17 protein-coding genes and 1 tRNA gene are annotated in these 18,818 nt (G+C 69.7%); 1 reads left to right on the top strand and 17 read right to left on the bottom strand.

Features of this window, described 5'->3' with window-relative positions; all coding sequences use genetic code 11:
• Positions 1-65: 65 nt before the first annotated feature.
• The 17 genes from GP2_RS18175 to GP2_RS18095 form a co-directional block, all read right to left on the bottom strand.
• Positions 66-139 (bottom strand) — tRNA-Pro (locus tag GP2_RS18175).
• 204 nt (positions 140-343) lie between these two features.
• On the bottom strand, positions 344-1,783 hold the full coding sequence (gene der / locus GP2_RS18170; protein WP_006902044.1) for a ribosome biogenesis GTPase Der: 1,440 nt from the start codon (positions 1,781-1,783) through the stop codon (positions 344-346).
• On the bottom strand, positions 1,780-2,475 hold the full coding sequence (gene cmk / locus GP2_RS18165) for a (d)CMP kinase (protein ID WP_006902043.1): 696 nt from the start codon (positions 2,473-2,475) through the stop codon (positions 1,780-1,782). The genes der and cmk overlap by 4 nt, the downstream gene beginning before the upstream one ends.
• Positions 2,472-3,407, bottom strand: a complete 936-nt coding sequence (locus GP2_RS18160) for a pseudouridine synthase (protein WP_006902042.1) — start codon at positions 3,405-3,407, stop codon at positions 2,472-2,474. Before GP2_RS18160 ends, cmk begins: the two co-directional genes overlap by 4 nt.
• 36 nt (positions 3,408-3,443) lie before the next feature.
• A complete protein-coding gene (scpB, locus tag GP2_RS18155) occupies positions 3,444-4,370 on the bottom strand; it encodes an SMC-Scp complex subunit ScpB (protein ID WP_006902041.1) in 927 nt (308 codons plus the stop codon).
• Positions 4,367-5,224: a segregation and condensation protein A gene (locus tag GP2_RS18150; protein WP_051997268.1), complete on the bottom strand. Its 858-nt coding sequence runs from the start codon at positions 5,222-5,224 to the stop codon at positions 4,367-4,369. The genes scpB and GP2_RS18150 overlap by 4 nt, the downstream gene beginning before the upstream one ends.
• Before the next feature lie 206 nt (positions 5,225-5,430).
• Positions 5,431-6,351: a ParA family protein gene (locus GP2_RS18145; RefSeq protein ID WP_006902039.1), complete on the bottom strand. Its 921-nt coding sequence runs from the start codon at positions 6,349-6,351 to the stop codon at positions 5,431-5,433.
• A gap of 188 nt (positions 6,352-6,539) precedes the next feature.
• A complete protein-coding gene (gene xerD / locus GP2_RS18140; RefSeq protein ID WP_006902038.1) occupies positions 6,540-7,457 on the bottom strand; it encodes a site-specific tyrosine recombinase XerD in 918 nt (305 codons plus the stop codon).
• A 37-nt stretch (positions 7,458-7,494) separates the two neighbouring features.
• Positions 7,495-8,127, bottom strand: a complete 633-nt coding sequence (locus GP2_RS18135) for an NUDIX domain-containing protein (protein WP_006902037.1) — start codon at positions 8,125-8,127, stop codon at positions 7,495-7,497.
• A gap of 4 nt (positions 8,128-8,131) precedes the next feature.
• Positions 8,132-9,925 (bottom strand): CTP synthase, encoded by a 1,794-nt coding sequence (pyrG, locus tag GP2_RS18130; protein ID WP_006902036.1) that lies wholly within the window; start codon positions 9,923-9,925, stop codon positions 8,132-8,134.
• Between the two features lie 127 nt (positions 9,926-10,052).
• Complete coding sequence (locus GP2_RS18125; protein WP_006902035.1) at positions 10,053-10,988, bottom strand: copper transporter; 936 nt, start codon at positions 10,986-10,988, stop codon at positions 10,053-10,055.
• A gap of 3 nt (positions 10,989-10,991) precedes the next feature.
• Complete coding sequence (gene steA / locus GP2_RS18120) at positions 10,992-12,179, bottom strand: putative cytokinetic ring protein SteA (RefSeq protein WP_006902034.1); 1,188 nt, start codon at positions 12,177-12,179, stop codon at positions 10,992-10,994.
• An 86-nt stretch (positions 12,180-12,265) separates the two neighbouring features.
• A complete protein-coding gene (gene recN, locus GP2_RS18115; RefSeq protein WP_006902033.1) occupies positions 12,266-14,026 on the bottom strand; it encodes a DNA repair protein RecN in 1,761 nt (586 codons plus the stop codon).
• Positions 14,027-14,028: 2 nt separating this feature from the next.
• Positions 14,029-15,057: an NAD kinase gene (locus tag GP2_RS18110; protein ID WP_006902032.1), complete on the bottom strand. Its 1,029-nt coding sequence runs from the start codon at positions 15,055-15,057 to the stop codon at positions 14,029-14,031.
• A gap of 75 nt (positions 15,058-15,132) precedes the next feature.
• Positions 15,133-15,996, bottom strand: a complete 864-nt coding sequence (locus tag GP2_RS18105) for a TlyA family RNA methyltransferase (RefSeq protein WP_040527418.1) — start codon at positions 15,994-15,996, stop codon at positions 15,133-15,135.
• 37 nt (positions 15,997-16,033) lie between these two features.
• The gene (locus GP2_RS18100; RefSeq protein ID WP_040527407.1) at positions 16,034-16,312 is read right to left on the bottom strand and encodes a hypothetical protein; all 279 of its coding nucleotides are present in this window, start codon (positions 16,310-16,312) and stop codon (positions 16,034-16,036) included.
• 11 nt (positions 16,313-16,323) lie between these two features.
• The gene (locus GP2_RS18095) at positions 16,324-18,453 is read right to left on the bottom strand and encodes an HAD-IIA family hydrolase (RefSeq protein WP_006902029.1); all 2,130 of its coding nucleotides are present in this window, start codon (positions 18,451-18,453) and stop codon (positions 16,324-16,326) included.
• Between the two features lie 6 nt (positions 18,454-18,459).
• Here GP2_RS18095 and GP2_RS22305 point away from each other — a divergent pair.
• On the top strand, positions 18,460-18,818 hold a 359-nt coding region (locus GP2_RS22305; protein ID WP_255218661.1), incomplete at its 3' end, for a hypothetical protein.

Here is an 18,818-nt window from a genome sequence, read left to right as displayed (position 1 = left end):
ACACGACGGGAGCCACCAGAACACGACGAGGGCGCATCCGCATCGGATGCGCCCTCGTCGTTCTGTCGGGCTGACAGGATTTGAACCTGCGACCACTTGACCCCCAGTCAAGTGCGCTACCAAACTGCGCCACAGCCCGTTGCCTTCAGGTCTCGCGACCTTCGGACGTGCCCACCGGAGCGGGCGGAGTAAAGATTAGCCGACGAGTGCTGTCCTGTACCAATCGGCAGGTCAGAAGGGGTGTCGTGGCCTCCGCCCGCGCCGCAGACCCACCCCGGATGGACAGATCCACCACCACGCGAGGGGGAGAATCTGTCCAAGAAGGGTGGGTTTGCGGCGACGGTCAGCGCTTGCGGCGCTGCTCGCGCTTGTCGCGGACGCGGACGTTGATCCGCACCGGCGAGCCGTCGAAGTCGAACTCCTCGCGCAGTCGACGCTCCAGGAAGCGGCGATAGCCGGCCTCCAGGAAGCCCGTGGTGAACAACACGAAGGTCGGCGGCCGCACCGACGCCTGCGTCGCGAACATCACGCGCGGCTGGCGGCCACCGCGCAGCGGCGGCGGGTTGGCCGCGATGACGTCCTTGAGCCAGCTGTTGAGCGGACCGGTGGAGATGCGCTTGTCCCACGACTCGAGCGCCGCCTCCATGGCGGGCACAAGCTTCTGGACCGCGCGGCCGGTCATCGCCGAGATGTTCACGCGACGCGCCCACGGCACGCGGGCGAGCTCGCGGTCGATCTCCTTGTCGAGCTGGTACCGGCGATCCTCGTCGACCAGATCCCACTTGTTGAACGCGATGACCAATGCCCGGCCGCTCTCGATGATCATCGACAGCACGCGCAGGTCCTGTTCGGTGATCGGCTGCGAGGCGTCGATCAGCAGGATCGCAACCTCCGCGGCGTCGAGCGCCGACCGTGTCCGCAGCGACGCGTAGTACTCGTGGCCGGTGGCGTTGCGCACCTTGCGGCGCAGGCCGGCGGTGTCGACGAAATGCCATGACCTGCCGCCGAGTTCGACGAGCTCGTCGACCGGGTCGACGGTGGTGCCGGCGACGTTGTCGACCACCGAGCGTTCGGTACCGGCCAGCTTGTTCAGCAGGGAACTCTTCCCGACGTTCGGCTTGCCGACGAGCGCCACGCGTCGCGGGCCGCCCAGCGTCGGGACCTCGCGCGGGGTCGACGGCAGCTTCTCCAGGATGACGTCGAGCAGGTCACCGGCGCCGCGGCCGTGGGCCGCCGACACCGGGTACGGCTCACCGAGGCCCAGCGACCACAGGGTGGCCACCTCGGGCTCGAGGCGCTCGCTGTCGACCTTGTTGGCGCACAGGATCACCGGGGTCTTGGACCGGCGCAGCACACGCGCGACGGCCTCGTCGGTGGCGGTGGCGCCGACCGTCGCGTCGACCACGACGACGATCGCGTCGGCGGTCCGCATCGCGAGCTCGGCCTGTGCCGCCACCGCCTGCTGCAGCCCCTTGGCGTCGGGCTCCCAGCCGCCGGTGTCGACGACGGTGAAGCGGCGTCCGGACCAGCTCGCGGAGTACGAAACCCGGTCGCGGGTGACGCCCGGGATGTCCTCGACGACGGCCTCGCGGCGGCCCAGGATGCGGTTGACGAGCGTGGACTTGCCGACGTTCGGCCGTCCGACGATCGCCACCACCGGCATGTGCTCGACCTCGGCGACGCCGTCGGCGCCCTCCACGTCGGCCAGCTGCCAGTCGGATTCGTCCGACCACGTCCCGTCGCCGGGCAACGCGGCCAGATCGGTCTCGAAGTTGTCGCTCACCGTTCTGCTGCTCCGATCCGGGCCTCGACGAGCGCACTCAGCTCGTCGAGCACCTCCATCAGGGTCTTGTCACTGGTGTCCACCACCACGGCGTCCTCGGCCGCGCGCAGCGGCGAGACCGCGCGGGTCGAGTCGAGATGGTCGCGCCGGTTCACGCTCGCCAGCACCGCGTCGTAGTCGCTCTCGCGGCCGGCGTCCAGGTTCTGCTTGTGGCGTCGTTCGGCACGTGCCTCGGGCGTCGCGGTCAGGAAGATCTTGAGGTCCGCGGACGGGAACACCACGGTGCCGATGTCCCGGCCCTCCACCACGACGAACCGACCCTCGGCGTTCTCCCGCTGCAGCGCAACCAGTTTGGTTCGCACCTCGGGAACCGCCGACACCGCCGACACCGCACTGGTGACGTGCTCGGTGCGGATCGGCCCGGACACGTCGCGTCCGTCGAGCAGCACCGTCGACGAGCCGTCCGCATTCGGGATGAGCTTGATGTCGGCCGCCTGCGCGACCTTGGCGATGCCGGCCGGATCATCGAGCGCCACACCGGCATCGAGAACGGCCAGGGTGACCGCCCGGTACATGGCCCCGGTGTCGAGGTAGCTCGCGCCGACCTTCTCGGCGAGCAGCTTGGACACCGACGACTTGCCCGTGCCGGCCGGTCCGTCGATCGCGACAACCCGTGTCGCAGAGGAGGTCACAGCCCGACTGCCTTGTACAGGGCACCGACCTCGTCGTTGCCGAGCACGCGGAGGCTGCCGGGACGCTGCTCCCCCAGCGCGACCGTGCCCACATGGGTGCGGACGAGCTTCGTCACCGGGAACCCGACGGCGTCCATCATGCGGCGCACGATGCGGTTGCGGCCCTCGTGGAGGACGATCCGCACCAGCGACTGTCCTTCGTGGACCTCGAGGACGGAGAACCTGTCGACCTTGACCGGGCCGTCGTCGAGCTCGATGCCCTCGCGCAGCTGACGCCCGAGTCCACGCGGGACCTCGCCCTTCAGCGTGGCCAGGTAGGTCTTGGGCACCTCGTAGGACGGGTGCATCAGTCGGTGCGCCAGCTCGCCGTCGTTGGTGAGCAGCAGCAGGCCCTCGGTGTCGGCGTCGAGGCGACCGACGTGGAACAGACGCTGACCGGCCATCACGCGTTCGGCGACCACGTCGCCGACGCACGGACGCCCCTGGTCGTCGGCCATCGTCGACTGCCAGCCCTTGGGCTTGTTGAAGGCGAGGTACTGCTTGTCCTCGTCGACGATGACGCGGGCGTCGTCGACGTGGATGATCGCGGTGTTCGGGTCGATGCGCAGGCCCTGCTCGGTGACCACGACGCCGTCGACCTTCACCCGCCCGGCGGCGATCATCTCCTCGGCGCCGCGGCGCGAGGCCACACCGGCCTGCGCGAGCACCTTCTGGAGCCGCACGCCGTCCTCGACGAACGTCGGGCCCTTGCCGCTCACCTTCTCCGGCGGCACCTGGTGCCGGGCGGGGCGGGCGTTGTTGAGGCGGATCCTGCCCGCCTCGACATTGGGCTTGGACGTTCCCTTACGATGCGTCTTCTTCGTTCGCGGTTGCTGTGCGGGCGCGCCCTTGCGGCGTTTCCCCGGTGAGCCATCTCGGCCAGCGGATGCCATCTTCCTCAGTCCTGTTGTCGATCGATCTGTGCGGTTCTAGTCATCTTTCAGGTCACCGTCGGTGACCAGCTCCTTCGAGTCTGACGCCTGAGACGACAGTTTGGCGAATCGGGGATCCGACAGCAGCTCGTCGTCGAGGTCGTCGATGACGTCGACGTCGGGTAGCAGCGGAGCCAGATCCGGCAGCTCCGACAGCGACGCCAGGCCGAGTCGTTCCAGGAACAACTCGGTGGTGCCGTACGTGGTCGCGTTGGTCTGCGGGTCGTTGCCGACCTCGGAGATCAGGCCGCGAGCGACCAGGGTGCGGATCACACCGTCGACGTTGACGCCGCGGATCGCGCTGACCCGTGCACGGGTGACCGGTTGCCGATAGGCGATCACCGCGAGGGTCTCCAGCGCCGCGCGCGTCAGCTTCGACCGGGCACCGTCGAGCAACAACCGCTCGACGTACGGTGCGTATTCCGCGCGGGTGTAGAACCGCCAGCCGTCGCCGGCGTAGCGCAGGTCGATGCCGCTGCCGGACTCGGTGAGTTCGGCAGACATCGCGTTCAGCATCTCGCGGACCCGCGTGCGGTCCTGGTCGACGGCGTTGGCCAACTCGTCGGTGCCCACCGGGGTGTCGACGACGAGCAGGATCGCCTCGAGTGCCGAACGCAAGGTCGCGTCGTCGAGGATCTGTCCCTCGTCCTCTCCCGCCAGCGCGGTCTGCTCGGGATCGGCCGGACCGGGGTCGACGGCGTCTGGAGTCGGATCGTCCGACTCTGCGGCTTCTTCCCCAACGGCGGCTTCTTCCCCAGAGGCGGCCTCTCCAGCCGGGGCGGCGACTTCGCCGGCGGCGTTCGCGTCGGGCGCGGCCTGTGCCGGCGTGGGGTCGGACGCGTCCGGAGAACCCCCGGCGTCGACGCCCTCGTCCAGTGCCTCGTCGTTCACGTCGTCAACGTCCTCGATCGGTCCGTCGGTCATCCGTAGTCCTCTGCCTTGTCGATGCGCAGATCGTCGATGTCGCGTTCCCCGGTCCACATGACCGAGAGGTCTCCGAGCGCCTCGGGCTGCTCGAAGGCGATGGCCTGCTCGCGGTAGAGCTCGAGAAGCCCCAGGAAGCTGCCGACGATCTCGAGTCCGTTCTCGCAGTCGGCGATGAGGTCGCGGAACGTCAACCACTGCCCTGTCGCCTCGCTGAGCAGCTTCGCCATGCGGCGCGCCTGCCCTGGGACCGAGACCTTCTGCACGTCGTGCAAGTGGTCGAGCGTGACGGTGGGAACCGGTCGCGGTGTCAGCGCCGTGGCGGCGACCTGGGCGAATCCCTCGGCGTCGACCCCCAACGTCACCTCCGGCAGCAGGTCCTCGAACCTCTGCTCCAGCGAGACCGCGCGCGGATACCGTCGCAGCGCCGCGGCTTCGAGCTCGCCGAACAGCTGCGCCACCTGCTTGTACGCGCGGTACTGCAACAGTCGCGCGAACAAGAGGTCGCGGGCCTCGAGCAGCGCGAGGTCCTCCGGGTCCTCGACCTCGCCGGACGGCAGCAGCCGCGCCGCCTTCAGGTCGAGCAGCGTCGCCGCGACGACGAGGAACTCGGTGGTCTGATCCAGCCCGACCTCGGGACCCAGCTCGCGGGTGTAGGCGATGAACTCGTCGGTCACCACGTGCAGCGCCACCTCGGTGACGTCGAGACGATGCTGCGAGATGAGGTTCAGCAGGAGGTCGAACGGTCCCTCGAAGTTGCGGAGCTTGACCCGGAAGCCGGACTCCTCGTCCTCCCCGGATGCTTCTCCGTCGGCGGTCCGGGATGCCTCATCACCGGCCGACGGTCCCGACATGTCCGCTCCCGGGGCCTCGGACACCTCGGCGCCGGCCCCTGATCCGGTCGCCGGCGCGCCCGCCACGACGGCGCCGGATTCCCCGGTGCCCGATTCTCCAGTGCCCGATTCTCCAGTGCCCGATTCTCCAGTGCCTGATTCTCGAGTGCCGGGTTCTTCGGTGCCGGCCTCCTCCGCGCCGGTCGCGGCCCGATCGGCGCCGACCGTCATGTCTGCTTGACGTTGCGGGCGATCACCTCGCGCGCCAGCGCACGGTATGCCTTCGCTCCGGCCGACTTCGGCGCCCAGGAGGTGATCGGCTCCCCGGCGACGCTCGTCTCCGGGAAGCGGACGGTACGGGTGATCACCGTGTCGTACACCGCGTCGCCGAACACCTCGACCACCCGCGACATGACCTCGCGCGAGTGCAGGGTGCGGGCGTCGAACATGGTCACCAGGATGCCGCCGAGTTCCAGCCGCGGGTTGAGGCGATCGCGCACCTTGTCGATGGTGTCGGTGAGCAGCGCCAGGCCGCGCAGCGAGAAGTACTCGCATTCCATCGGGATGAGCACGGTGTCGGCGCAGGCCAGCGCGTTGACGGTGAGCAGTCCGAGCGACGGCTGGCAGTCGATGAGGACGACGTCGTAGCGGTCGAGCACCGGGTGCAGCGCCCGTGCGAGCGCCTGCTCGCGGCCGACCTCGCTGACGAGCTGGATCTCGGCGGCCGACAGGTCGATGTTGCTGGGCAGCAGATCCAGGCCGTCGACGCGCGTGCGCATCAACACCTCGTCGGTCGCGACCTGCGGCGGCACGAGGAGGTTGTAGACGGTCTGTTCGAGTTCGTGGTGCGGCACGCCGAGACCCGCCGACAGCGCGCCCTGCGGGTCGAGGTCGACGAGGAGCACGCGACGCCCGTACTCGGCGAGCGCGGCGCCGAGGTTGATCGTCGACGTGGTCTTGCCGACGCCGCCCTTCTGGTTGCACACCGCGATGACGGTCGCGGGACCGTGCCGGTCGAGCGGCTTCGGTTCGGGGACCTCGCGATAGGGACGACCGGTCGGACCGATCTCGCCGGACTCGTGGTGTTCGACCTCGTCGGGGTCGGGTCCGGCGGACACCTGCAGGCTGTACTGGTCACCTGCGGACATCACGACAGCGTCTCCACACACTCGAGTCGGGTGCCAGACCGCGGTGCGCTCGGAGTGGTCACGAGTCCGCAGCTCCCTTCACTCTTCGCCTGCCCTGTCCTCCTCGTCCCGACGGCTTGTGGCCGGGCGGGACGACAACTCGTATCAGCCTAGGACATCCACGCCTGCCGACGGCGGTCGGCGCGCGGTCAACGGGCCCGCGGATGTGCGACGGCATAGACCTCGCGCATCGTGTTGACGGTCACGAGCGTGTAGACCTGCGTGGTCGTCACCGACGCGTGGCCGAGCAGCTCCTGCACGACGCGCACGTCGGCCCCTCCGTCGAGCAGGTGCGTGGCGAAACTGTGGCGCAGGGTGTGCGGCGACACCGCCTTGTCCAGACCGGCCCTCTCGGCCGCGGTGACCAGCACCTGCCACGCCGACTGCCGGGACAGACGGCCGCCGCGCGCATTGAGGAAGAGTGCGGGCGTCGCCCGCGACACCAGCGCCGGACGCCCGCGCACGAGATAGGCCTCGATCGCCTCCACGGCCGGCCCGCCGAGCGGGACGAGTCGTTCCTTGCCGCCCTTGCCGCGCAGCAGCACCGCGCGGGCGTCGAGATCGAGGTCGTCGAGGTCGAGCGAGGTGGCCTCGGAGATGCGCGCCCCGCAGCTGTAGAGGAACTCCAGCAACGCCCGGTCGCGGAGCGCGCGCGGATGGTCCTCGGTACCGGCGGCCTCGAGGATGGCGAGGACCTCGTCCACCGGCAGCGACTTCGGCAGCCGACGCGCCGGGCGAGGCGGCTTCACCGCGTGCGCGACGTCGGTCGCGACGATCCCCTCCTCGACCGCGAACTTGTGAAACCTCCTGGTGGCCACCAGGGTTCGCGCGATCGAACTGTCGGCGAGCGGCGCCTGGCCCGTCTCGGGGTCACCGCGCCGGAGTTCGACGAGGAACTCCCGCACGTCCTCCTCGGTCACCTCGTCGAGCGACGAGATGTCACGCGACTCGAGATGGCGCCGGTACCGTTCGAGATCACGTCGATACGACGAGACGGTGTTCGCCGCCGCACCCCGCTCCACCGTCAGGTGGTCGAGGTAGCGCGAGATGTCGGCGGCGATGCTCACGATCGGAAACCAGCGATCCCTCTGTCGGTCCGCGGGGTCACGACCGGTTCTCCCGCGCACGCCGACGATCCCGCAACGCGGTCGGTTCGTCCGGCCACGGCGCATCGACGCCCCGCAGCTCGACACCGGCCCGTTCGGCCGCCGCGGCCGCGAGGATTCCGGCGACGCTCGTGGCATTCACGATCTCTCCGCCCAGGACCATGCGGACCGCGTCGTCCAACGCGATCCACTCGACCTCGAGCTCGGCCTCCTCGTCGACCCGCTCGGCCGCCTCGAGGTGGTGAAGGTCCTCGGCGAGGTACAGCCGCAAGGCCTCGTCGGTGAACCCCGGCGACAGCGCCAGGTCGACGAGGACGTGCCAGGTGTCGGCGGCGAGATCGGCCTCCTCGGCGAGTTCACGTCGCGCGGCCTCCAGCGGCTCCTCGCCGTCCTGGTCCAGCAGCCCGGCGGGCAGTTCGAGCAGCCGCCGGCCGACCGGGTGCCGGTACTGGCGCACCATCGCGATCCGGCCGTCCTCGTCACGCGCGAGGATCGCCACGGCACCGAAGTGCTCCACGACCTCCCGCTCGGCGACCCGTCCACCGGGCATGACGACATCGTCGACGCGCAGCGTCAGGATCGCCCCGTCGTAGACGGTGCGGGAGCCCGTGACCTCGAAGTCGTGACCCAACCGGTCAGCCCCTGTCGGCGCCGGACGCGGCCTCGTCGATGCCGGCAACCGGCTCGACCTTGACCTCGTTGATCGCGGCGACGGCCTCGGCCGGGGCGTCGTTGGACTCGTAGTCCTCACCGAGATCGACCGGAAGACGTTCTGCCGCCTTGTATTTCAGCGCCGCCTCGATGAACGCGCGGAACAGCGGATGCGGACGCGTCGGCCGGCTCTTGAGCTCCGGGTGCGCCTGGGTGGCGACGAAGAACGGATGCACCGACTTCGGGTACTCGACGAACTCGACGAGGTGCCCGTCCGGCGAGGTGCCGGAGAAGACGAGCCCGGACTCGGAGATCTTGTCGCGATAGGCGTTGTTCACCTCGAAGCGGTGACGGTGACGCTCGGACACCTCGCGGGTGCCGTAGGCCTCCGCCACCACCGAACCGGGCTGGAGGACCGCGTCGTAGGCGCCCAGGCGCATGGTGCCGCCCAGGTCGGCCTCGCCGGCGACCACATCCTCCTGATCGGCCATCGTCGAGATGACCGGGTACGGGGTGTCGGGATCGAACTCGGTCGAGCTCGCACCCTCGAGACCCACCGACCGGGCCGCCTCGATGACCACGCACTGCAGGCCCAGGCACAGTCCGAGCAGCGGGATGCCGCGGCGTCGTGCGTAGGAGATGGCGCCGAGCTTGCCCTCGATGCCGCGGATGCCGAAGCCGCCCGGGACGAGGATCGCGTCGACGTCGCCCAGCGCCGCCTGCGCGCCCGCCTCGGTGGCGCAGTCGTCGGACGGCACCCACTTGATCTCGGTGCGCGCCTTCCAGGCGAAACCGCCGGCGCGGATCGCCTCGGTGACCGACAGGTAGGCGTCGGGCAGGTCGACGTACTTGCCGACGAGCGCGACGCGCACGGTCTCGCGGGGCTCGTGGACGCGGCGCAGGAGCTCGCCCCACACCGTCCAGTCGACGTCGCGGAACGGCAGGCCGAGCTTGCGGACCACGTAGGCGTCGAGATGCTCGTTGTGCAGCACCTTCGGGATGTCGTAGATCGACGGGGCGTCGGGGGTGGAGATGACGCCGTCGAGCTCGACGTCGCACATGAGCGCGATCTTCTTCTTGAGTCCCTCGGGGACGTCGCGGTCGCAGCGCAGGATGAGTGCGTCGGGCTGGATGCCCACGTTGCGCAGCGCGGCCACCGAGTGCTGGGTCGGCTTGGTCTTCAGCTCGCCCGACGGCGCCAGGTAGGGAACCAGCGAGACGTGGAGGAAGAAGACGTTGTCGCGGCCCACGTCGTGGCGGACCTGGCGGGCCGCCTCGATGAAGGGCAGCGACTCGATGTCGCCGACGGTGCCGCCGATCTCGGTGATCACCACGTCGGGCACCTCGCCGTCGGCGTCCGGCTCGGCCATCGCCAGCACGCGCGCCTTGAGCTCGTCGGTGATGTGCGGGATCACCTGCACGGTCTCACCGAGGTACTCGCCGCGCCGCTCCTTGGCGATGACGGTCGAATACACCTGTCCCGTGGTCACATTCGCGGTCTTCGACAGGTTGCGGTCGAGGAATCGCTCATAGTGCCCGACGTCGAGGTCGGTTTCCGCGCCGTCCTCGGTGACGAAGACCTCTCCATGCTGGAAGGGGTTCATCGTGCCCGGATCGACGTTCAGATACGGATCGAGCTTCTGCATCGTGACCCGGAGGCCTCGAGAGGTGAGAAGTTGACCCAGGCTCGAGGCCGTGAGGCCCTTGCCCAGAGAAGAAGCCACGCCACCAGTGACGAAGATGTGCTTGGTGTCGTGAACGTGTCGCAAAGGTCGCAAAAGCGTGTCTCCCGTCGGCCGAATCGGGGCCGATGCCCTGATTACCTACGGGACTCCAGGGTAACACCACCCGGCCCCTGCACCGTACCGCCACACCGCGGCGCGGCGTGGCGGTACTCACGAATCGTCAGGCGGTGGGCTTCCCGTCGACCCCGACGGTGACCGAGCTGGCCCCCGGTCCGGTGCCATATGCCCCGGTGGAGCCCTTCTTCTCGGCGGCGAGCGCCAGGATCGTGGTGATCAGTCCGGTCGGCTGGTCGACGTTGTCGACGGTCGAGACCGCATTGGAGAGCGAGGGGTCCGAGCGCACGATGGCGATCGGCGAACTCCCGCTCGCCGAACCGGTGCGTCCGACGAGCACGCCGCCGGAACCGCGCGCGGAGGCGGTGGCCGCCAGCTTGGCGACCAGGGCGCCCTGCGCACCGGAGTCCGGACCGAACTCGTCGCCGGTCACCACGACCACCAGGTCCGCAGGCGTGACGGCGTTGTCGACATAGTCGATGAACCCGCCGTCGCGCAGCGTCGACAGTGCAGTCTTCCGGTCGTTCGCCGACGCGGGGCGACTGCCCTTGTTGTAGAGCAGCACGGTGCCCAGGAGATCGCCCAGTCGGCCGCCCGAGTCGGTCAACTCGGCACGCAGCATCGCCCCCGGCGGGATGGTCTGGTCGACGATCGTCCGCAGTTGCTCGGCGTTCTCGTCGCTCAGCAACTCGTCGGTGAGCGCGATCTGGCCGGCGAACCGCGCCCCCGCGTCGTTGAGGTTCTCCTTCACCGCGGTGACGTCGGCCTCGGCCGCGTTCGGCGCGGTGACCACCAGGACCGATTTGTCGCGCAGCGTGTTGGCGACCAGGCGGGGTGCGATGGCGCGGTCGAAGCTGTTGGCCGCGTTGAGTTTCGCGTTCAGATCGTCGCGCTGGTCCTCGAGGTCGCCGATCCGGTCACGGCTCGTGCCGGTCAGCGAGTTGACCCGGTCGCCGACGAAGCCGGAACCGAGAAACAATCCGAGCGCCAGCGCGAGGAAGACGGCGACCAGTGAGACCGCGTGTTGTCGTAGCGAGATCATCGCCTATCGATTCCAGACCTCTCGTGCCCAGTCGAGCAGGGCGTTCCACTGGGTGACGATCCAATCGGTGATGTCGGTGCCAGCGCTCGAGAGCAACAGCGCCGCGATCACCGCGATCAGTGCCGCCAGGACGACACAGGCGATCGCCGCCCCCGACACGCGACTGCGGTACAGCGTCGCGATGGCCTTGGCGTCGACGAGCTTCTGCCCGACCTTGAGTCGCGTGAGCAGCATCGACGGATTGCTCTCCCGACGCGAGCGGTCGAAGAAGTCGTCGAGGGTGCCCGGGTATCCGACGGTGACGATCAGGTCGGCTCCGTGGTAGTCGGTCAGCAGCAGCGCCAGGTCGCCGGCCGAACCGGCGGCCGGGAAGGTGGTGGCGCCGATCCCGAGGTCCTGGATGCGCTCCAACCCCGGGGCATGACCGTCCGTGTCGGCCGGAAGCACAAGCTGCGCACCGGATTTGAGAGTCGGGGTCTTGATGTGGTCGGGATCGCCGACGATGATCGCCGGCTTGTACCCGGCCTTCATCAGGGTGTCGGCACCGGTACCTACGCCGATCATCACCGGCTGGTACTCCTTGATGAACGGCTTGAGCGCGCGCAGATCGGCCGCCCGATCGGGTCCCTCGCCCACGATCACCACGTGCCGGCCGGTGAGGTCGACATCGATGTCGGGCACGCCGACGCCGTCGATCAGCAACGGCGACTCGCTCCGGATGAACTCGATGGTGTTGCCGGAGAAGGCTTCGAGGTGATCGACGAGGCCTGCTTTCGCGCCGATCATGATGTCTGCGATGTCGCGCTCGTCGAGTTCGGTGCCGAGCGCGATGCGACGCTCGCCGATGAAGAGCCGGTCGTCGTGGACGCGCACCTTGGCGCCGTCCTTGACGCGCTTGAAGACCTCGGGGCCCACGTCGTCGAGCAGGATGATGCCCGAGGCGACGAGGACCTCCGGACCCAGGTTCGGGTACCGCCCGGTGATCGAGCGTGATGCGTTGACGACGGCGACGACGTTGGCCTCGACGAGGGCGTCGGCGGTGACACGGTCGAGGTCGACCTCGTCGATGATGGCGATGTCGCCGGGACCGACGCGGCTGAGCAGCCGCTTCGTGTTCTTGTCGACCCTGGCGATACCGATCACGCCGGGCAGTTCTTCGGTGTTACGCGCGAGCAGGGCAGGCATCTTCATGCCCGCAATGATTGACCGAACTCACCTCCGAGCCACGGAGGCGCGCCGTAACACGAGAAACTTTTGTCACACAGGCAACACGAGTCTCAACCGTTCGACGGCCGATTCGCCGCCCGTTCCTCCTCCGCGAGAGCCAGCAGTTCCTCGGCGTGCGCACGCCCGGTGTCGGACTCGCCGAGACCGGCGAGCATGCGTGCGAGCTCGGCGACACGCTCGTCGCGATCGAGTGTGCGCACGCTGCTGGTGACCAGCGCGCCCTTCTTCGACTTGCCGATGACCAGGTGGTTGTCGGCGAAGGCGGCCACCTGCGGGAGGTGCGTGACGACGATGACCTGATGCGCCCGGGCAAGTCGCGACAACCGCTTGCCGATCTCCACCGCGGCGCGACCGCCGACGCCCGCGTCGACCTCGTCGAAGACCATCACCGAACCCGAGGTCGGGGCGGCCAGCACGACCTCGAGCGCCAGCATCACACGCGAGAGTTCGCCGCCCGACGCCGATTTCGCGATCGGCAGCGGTGTCGCCCCGGGATGGGCCACGAGTGCGAACTCGACCTTGTCGGCACCGTCGGCCCCGGCGTGCACCCGGGTGCCGTCGACGGTGACGGCGAGCCGATCGTCCTCCGACGCGGGTTCGGGCGTGACCGACACGGCAAGTGCCGAATCCCCCATGGCCAGGCCCTTGAGCTCCTTGGAGACCTTGTCGGCCATCGACGACGCGGCCTTGGCGCGCAGGGCGTGCAGCTTCGCGGCCGCGGCCTCCACCTTCTCCCGGGCGGCCTCCGCGGCGGCCTCGAGTTCCTCGATCGACGCCCGCGGGTCCTCGATCTCGGCCAGCCGCGCCTCGGCCTGCCGACGCCACTCGATCACGCCGTCGACGTCTGGGGCGTACTTGCGGACGAGGGTCTTCAGTTCCGCCTGACGGGCGAGCAGTTTGTCGAGTTCCTCCGCGTCGGCCGGCAGGCCCGAGGTGAACGCGGTCAGCTCCGCGCCGACGTCGGTGATCACGGTCAGCGCCTCGGAGACCCGCGGCACGAGTCCGCGCAGGGTGTCGTCGGCAGCGCCCTCGAGCAGTGTGCGCACCGTCCCCAGACCCTCGACGACCGACGACCCCGAGTCTCCGGCGACGATGTGGTGGGCCTGATCGGCGGCGGCACGGATCGACTCGAGATCCGACAGCCGCCGGATCGTCGCGGTCAGTTCCTCGTCCTCCCCCGGCATCGGGTCCACGGCCGCGATCTCGTCGATGCCGAACCGCAGCCGGTCGGCCTCCTGCGCGAGCTCGCGCGAGTTGGCCCGGCGCGTCTCGAGTTCGTCCAGCAACTCGACCCACGCCGCGCGGGCCTTGCGGTACGCCTCGAGCGCGGACGCCGTCTTCGGGCCGCCGTAGGTGTCGAGCGCGGCCCGCTGGTGCTCGGGGCGCAGCAGCCGCAACTGGTCGTTCTGACCGTGGATCGCCAGCACCGAGGTCGTGAGCTGCCCCATGACGCCCACCGGGACCGAGCGGCCGCCGAGATGGGCGCGCGACCGGCCGTCGGCGCTCACCGACCGGACCGCGATCACGGTGTCGTCGTCGTCGAGCTCGGCACCGGTGGAGTCGAGGATCTCGGTGATCGCCGGGTCCCGCCGCTCCGGATCGAGCCGGAAGCGTCCCTCGACGATCGCCTTGTTCGCGCCGGTCCGCACCCGGGTGGCATCGGCACGTGCCCCCGACAGCAGGTGCAGGCTCGTCACGATCATCGTCTTGCCCGCACCGGTCTCGCCGGTGAGCACCGTGAACCCGGGATGGAACCGAGCCTGCGCCTCCTCGATGACGCCGAGTCCGGTGATGGACAGTTCTTCGAGCACGCCTAAGCCTGCCTCCCTCGCCATCCCGTGACCGGGAGGGCGAACTTGGTGACCAGTCGGTCGGCGAACGGGTCCGAGTCGATCCGGATCCAGCGCACCGACCGTTCGCTACGTCTGACCTCGACGCGGGAACCCGCCGGCACGTCGAGGGCACGGCGGCCGTCACACAGTGCGACCGCCGGTCGTCCGTTCTTGTCGACCTCCACCGCGACGCTGGACCGCGGACTCGTCACCATCGGCCGGGTGAAGAGCGCGTGGGCGTTGTTCGGGACCACGAGGATCGCCTCGAGGTCGGGCCACATGACCGGGCCGCCCGCGGAGAACGCGTAGGCCGTCGACCCGGTGGGGGTGGCGATCAGCACGCCGTCCGCGCCGAACGCCGACACCGGGCGTCCGTCGACCTCGGTGACCAGCTCGAGCACGCCGTGCTTGGTGGTGTTGAGGACCGCGATCTCGTTGAGTGCCCAACTGCGGGCCGCGGGCGGCTCCGGATGGGCCGGGTCGACGATCGCCACGTCCAGCGTCATCCGCTCCTCGACGCGGTAGTCGCCGGCGATGAGCTGGGCCATCACCTCGTCGACTCGGTTGGCCTCGGCCTCCGCCAGGAACCCGATGTGGCCGAGGTTGATGCCCAGGACCGGCACCTCGGCGGGATACGCCAGTTCGGCGGCACGCAGGAAGGTACCGTCGCCGCCGAGGACGATGACGAGTTCGCAGCCGTCGGCCGATGCGGTCTCCACCGGCGGGACCTCGACGACCGCGCCGAACGAGCGCAGGTGGTCGGGGTCGACGGGGATGTTCTCCGGCGGCAACGACGCGGGCCGGTCGACGTGCGCGGGCGAGTAGAGGATGTCGTGGTCCTGCGCCCCGCGGTCCAGGGAGTCATGGTCGACGATCCGCAGCGCGACGCCGGCGGCGGCACAGTGCCGCGCGATCGCCTCGATGGTGCCCAGGACGTTCTCGCGTCCGGTGTGGGCGACCACGAGGAACTCACGGGCACCGGCGACGTCGGCCACCGAATCGTCGGTCACGGGTGTTCCTCCCAGAAGGTGCGGTCGTTCAGGTGCGGTCGGCAGCGACGAGCCGATCGCCGGTCACGTGCGGACTCAGCGGGGTCCTTCTGCCACGGCTCGCTCGATCATCGAGCGCAGCTCGTCGGTGTCGGCCGACTGCTCGACCCTATCGCCCTCTCCCGACGCCGTGCCTGTCTGGTCGCTCACCTGCTCTTTGCGCAACCACAGGAAGTACTCGACGTTCCCCGACGGACCGGGCAGCGGGCTGGCGACCACGCCGAGGGTCGTGAGGCCCAGTGCCGCGGCCTGCGTCGCCACGTCGAGGACGGCTTCGGCGCGCAGCGCCGGATCCCGCACCACCCCACCGGAACCGACGCGGTCCTTACCGACCTCGAACTGGGGTTTCACCATCGGCAGCAGGTCGGCACCGGGGTTGCAGCATCGTGCGAGAGCGGGCAACACCAGGCCCAGGGATATGAACGACAGATCGGCCACGACCACGTCGACCGGACCGCCGATGGACTCGGCTTCGAGGTGGCGGACGTTCGTGCGGTCGTGCACGTGCACCCGGTCGTCGTTCTGCAGCCGCCAGATCAGCTGTCCGTAGCCGACGTCGACGGCGACGACCTCACGGACGTCCCGCCGCAGCAGCACGTCGGTGAAACCGCCGGTCGACGCGCCGGCGTCGATGCAACGACGCCCGGCCACGGACAGTCCTTGCGGCTCGAACGCCTCGAGCGCCCCGAGGAGTTTGTGCGCGCCGCGTGACGCCCAGTCGTCCTTGGGACCCTCCACCACGACGATCGGGGTGTCTCGCGTGACACCGGTCGCGGCCTTGCTCGCGACCGTGCCGTTCACCTTGACGACGCCGGCTTCGATCAGTTCGCGTGCCTGCTCCCGGGACCGCGCGAGCCCGCGGCGGACGAGCTCGGCGTCGAGTCGTGCTCTCGTCGCCATCGTCAGCGCCGGCCCGGTCGCGTGCGGATCGGGGACATCATCGGCGATCCACCGCATCGAGGGCCGCGGTCAGCACGTCGTGCGCCTGCTCGAGCAACACCGCCTGACGTTCGAGTGCGGCGAGCGAGAACTCGTCCCCTGTCGACTCGCGGATCCGGTCGACCTGGGCGAGGAGTTCGGACACGGTGGCCTCCACGTCGGGAACGTCGAGGTCGGCATCCGTCGAGTCGTTCAGGGCCGACATCGGGTCGTACTGACGCCGAGGCATCGCACCCGGGTTCGGTCGGGGCGCGCTCTGATCACCTGGGTAACTCATCGCTCACAACGCTAGTCGACGACTGCGACACCCAGCGAGGCGAGCTTGGCGCGCGCCTCGCCCTCGGCACGGATCCGGAGCTCCTCGGGATCGGCGGTTCCGTTGTCGATCGCCTTCCACGTGGCCGACGCCAGCGCCGGGACCAGCCCGATCTCGTCGCCGTCGCCTGCCACCGTGATGGTGGACCCGTCGACGGTGACGCTCCATCCCGGCTGGGGCGCAACACGCACCGCGTCGACGTCCTCGAACAGACCGGCCAGGTCGTCGACGACGTAGGTGGGTCGCTGTTCGGGCGGCGCCGCCAGCAGATCGGTCACCGTGCTCACGCCGGTGAGGACCAGCACGCTCTCGATGCCCACCGAGTGGCCGCCCTCGATGTCGGTGTCGAGGCGGTCGCCGACGACGAGCGGCGCCGATCCCCCGGCCCGGGCGATCGCGTCCGCCATCAGCGGTGCGGCGGGTTTGCCGGCGACGAGCGGCTCCTTGCCGGTGGCGTTCCGCAGCGCGGCCACCATCGACCCGTTGCCGACGAGCAGTCCGCGCTCCGAGGGCAGCGTCGCGTCGACGTTGGTGGCCACCCACAGGGCTCCGGCGCGGATGGCGAGTGCCGCCTCCGACAGCTGGGCCCAGCCTGTGTCGGGCGAATGGCCCTGGATCACGGCCGCCGGACCGTCGCCGGCGGACCGGGTGACGGCGATACCCGCCTCGCGGACCTCCTGCGCGAGTCCGTCGGTCCCGACGACGAGCGCGCGCGAACCGGCCGGCAGGTGTTCGGCCAGCAGCCGTGCTCCCGTCTGCGCACTCGTGACCACCATCTCCCCGCTCGCCTCGAAGCCGAGATCGCGAAGGTGGGCGGCGACCTCCGACGGTCGACGGCTCGCGTTGTTCGTCACGAAGAACCGCGCGGTGTCGAGACCCTCGAGCGTCTCCTTGGCGTTCGGGATGGCCTGATGGCCCGCGAAGACGGTCCCGTCGAGGTCGAGCAGCAAGGCGTCATAACGGTCGGCGAAGGTGTTCCGCCGCGCCGGTGCCGCAGGTACGGTCGCCGACTTCTCGGGCTCGGCATCCGCCGGCGGTGCGACGAGGTCGTCGGCCGACTCGATGAGGTCGGTGGCGTCCTGCTCCACGTAACTCGACGTCGCCGACAGGTCTGCGGTGCCCTCGAGCGGGGCGATCGATTCGTCGGCGGCCTCGGGTTCAGCGGTCCCGGGTTCAGCGGTCCCGGGTTCAGCGGCATCCGGTTCGGCGGGCTCGGGATCGCCTGCCTGCGACCGCTCATCGTCCTGTTCCGGCGCAACGCTTCTCGTCTCGGGGGTGTCCGCTGCGCCGGCATCTGCAGCCTTCGTCTCAGGCGCGCTCGACTCGGGAACGCTGGACTCAGGGGCGCTCGGCTCGGGGGCGCCGGCGTCCGGAACCGCCGCCGCAGGTGCCGGGACGTCACTCGTCTTCGACTGCACCGGAACGGTTTCCGACTCAGCACGGGGAGAGGTGGTCGTCGCCGGGTCCTCGGGACCCGGGATGCCGGTCGCGGCGGCCTCGTCGACGCCGCCCCGGCGGGTGTCGGCGCTCGATTCCGCCTCAGATTGTTCGTCGTCGTGCGCCAGCTCCGTCAACCGGAACTCGGCGTCGGTCACGTCGTCCACGTCCGCCGCGGCGGCGTTCATGTACCAGGTGATCGCGTCTTCACGACGACCCGCGGCCTGGAGTGCAGATGCATAGGCGTAGAAGAGACGAGCGGGTCCGGTGCCGACCTGTCCCGGCTTGAGGTTCTCCATCTGCAGGGTGACGATGGCCTTCTCCGGCTCGCCGAGATCGATGCGGGCACCCGCCTCGACGATGCGCATCTCGGTGGCGTCTTCGCCCTTCAGGGCACGTCCCTCGTCGCCGCGGGCGATCTCGACGGCCCGTTCGGGTCGTCCCAGGCCGCGCTCGCAGTCGGCGATCAGCGGCAGCAGCGAGGGATTGCCGGTGATGCGACGGGCAGCACGGAGCTCGGTGGCGGCCTCCTGCCACTCGCCGGCGTTGTAGGCGGCGATGCCCGCGGTCTCGCGGACGACGCCAACCCGGGACGCCCGAGCCCGGGCGGCACGAGCGTGTTCGAGGGCCAGGGCAGGATCGTCGAGCAGCACCTGCGAGACCATCACCAGGTGACGGGCGACGATCTCTGCGTTGGCCTTGTCGAGCGTCAGGAGATCGCGACGAACCTCGGGATCGAGGTCCGAGGCCGAGATTTCGTCGGGGATCGGCGGACCGGGCTGCCGGCTACCGCGGTCGGTACGCTCACGACCGGGACGATCGGGCCGGCGGCCCCTGCTGCCACCACCCTGACGGTCCCCCTGACCGCCGCGGCGTTGGCCCCGCGGGCCTCCCTGGCCCCGAGAATCCCGTTGATCCCGCGTATCCCGCTCACCGCGCCCGTCGCGACGCGGTCGATCACGATCATTCATAGCTGCCAATCTATGCCCTCGAACCTTGTTGGGAAGCACCGACCACCGACGATCAGATA

The organism is Gordonia paraffinivorans NBRC 108238, from assembly GCF_000344155.1.
GTDB lineage: Bacteria > Actinomycetota > Actinomycetes > Mycobacteriales > Mycobacteriaceae > Gordonia > Gordonia paraffinivorans.
The sequence above is the reverse complement of the archived record's forward strand: the minus strand, read 5'-3'. Positions and strand labels throughout refer to the sequence as shown.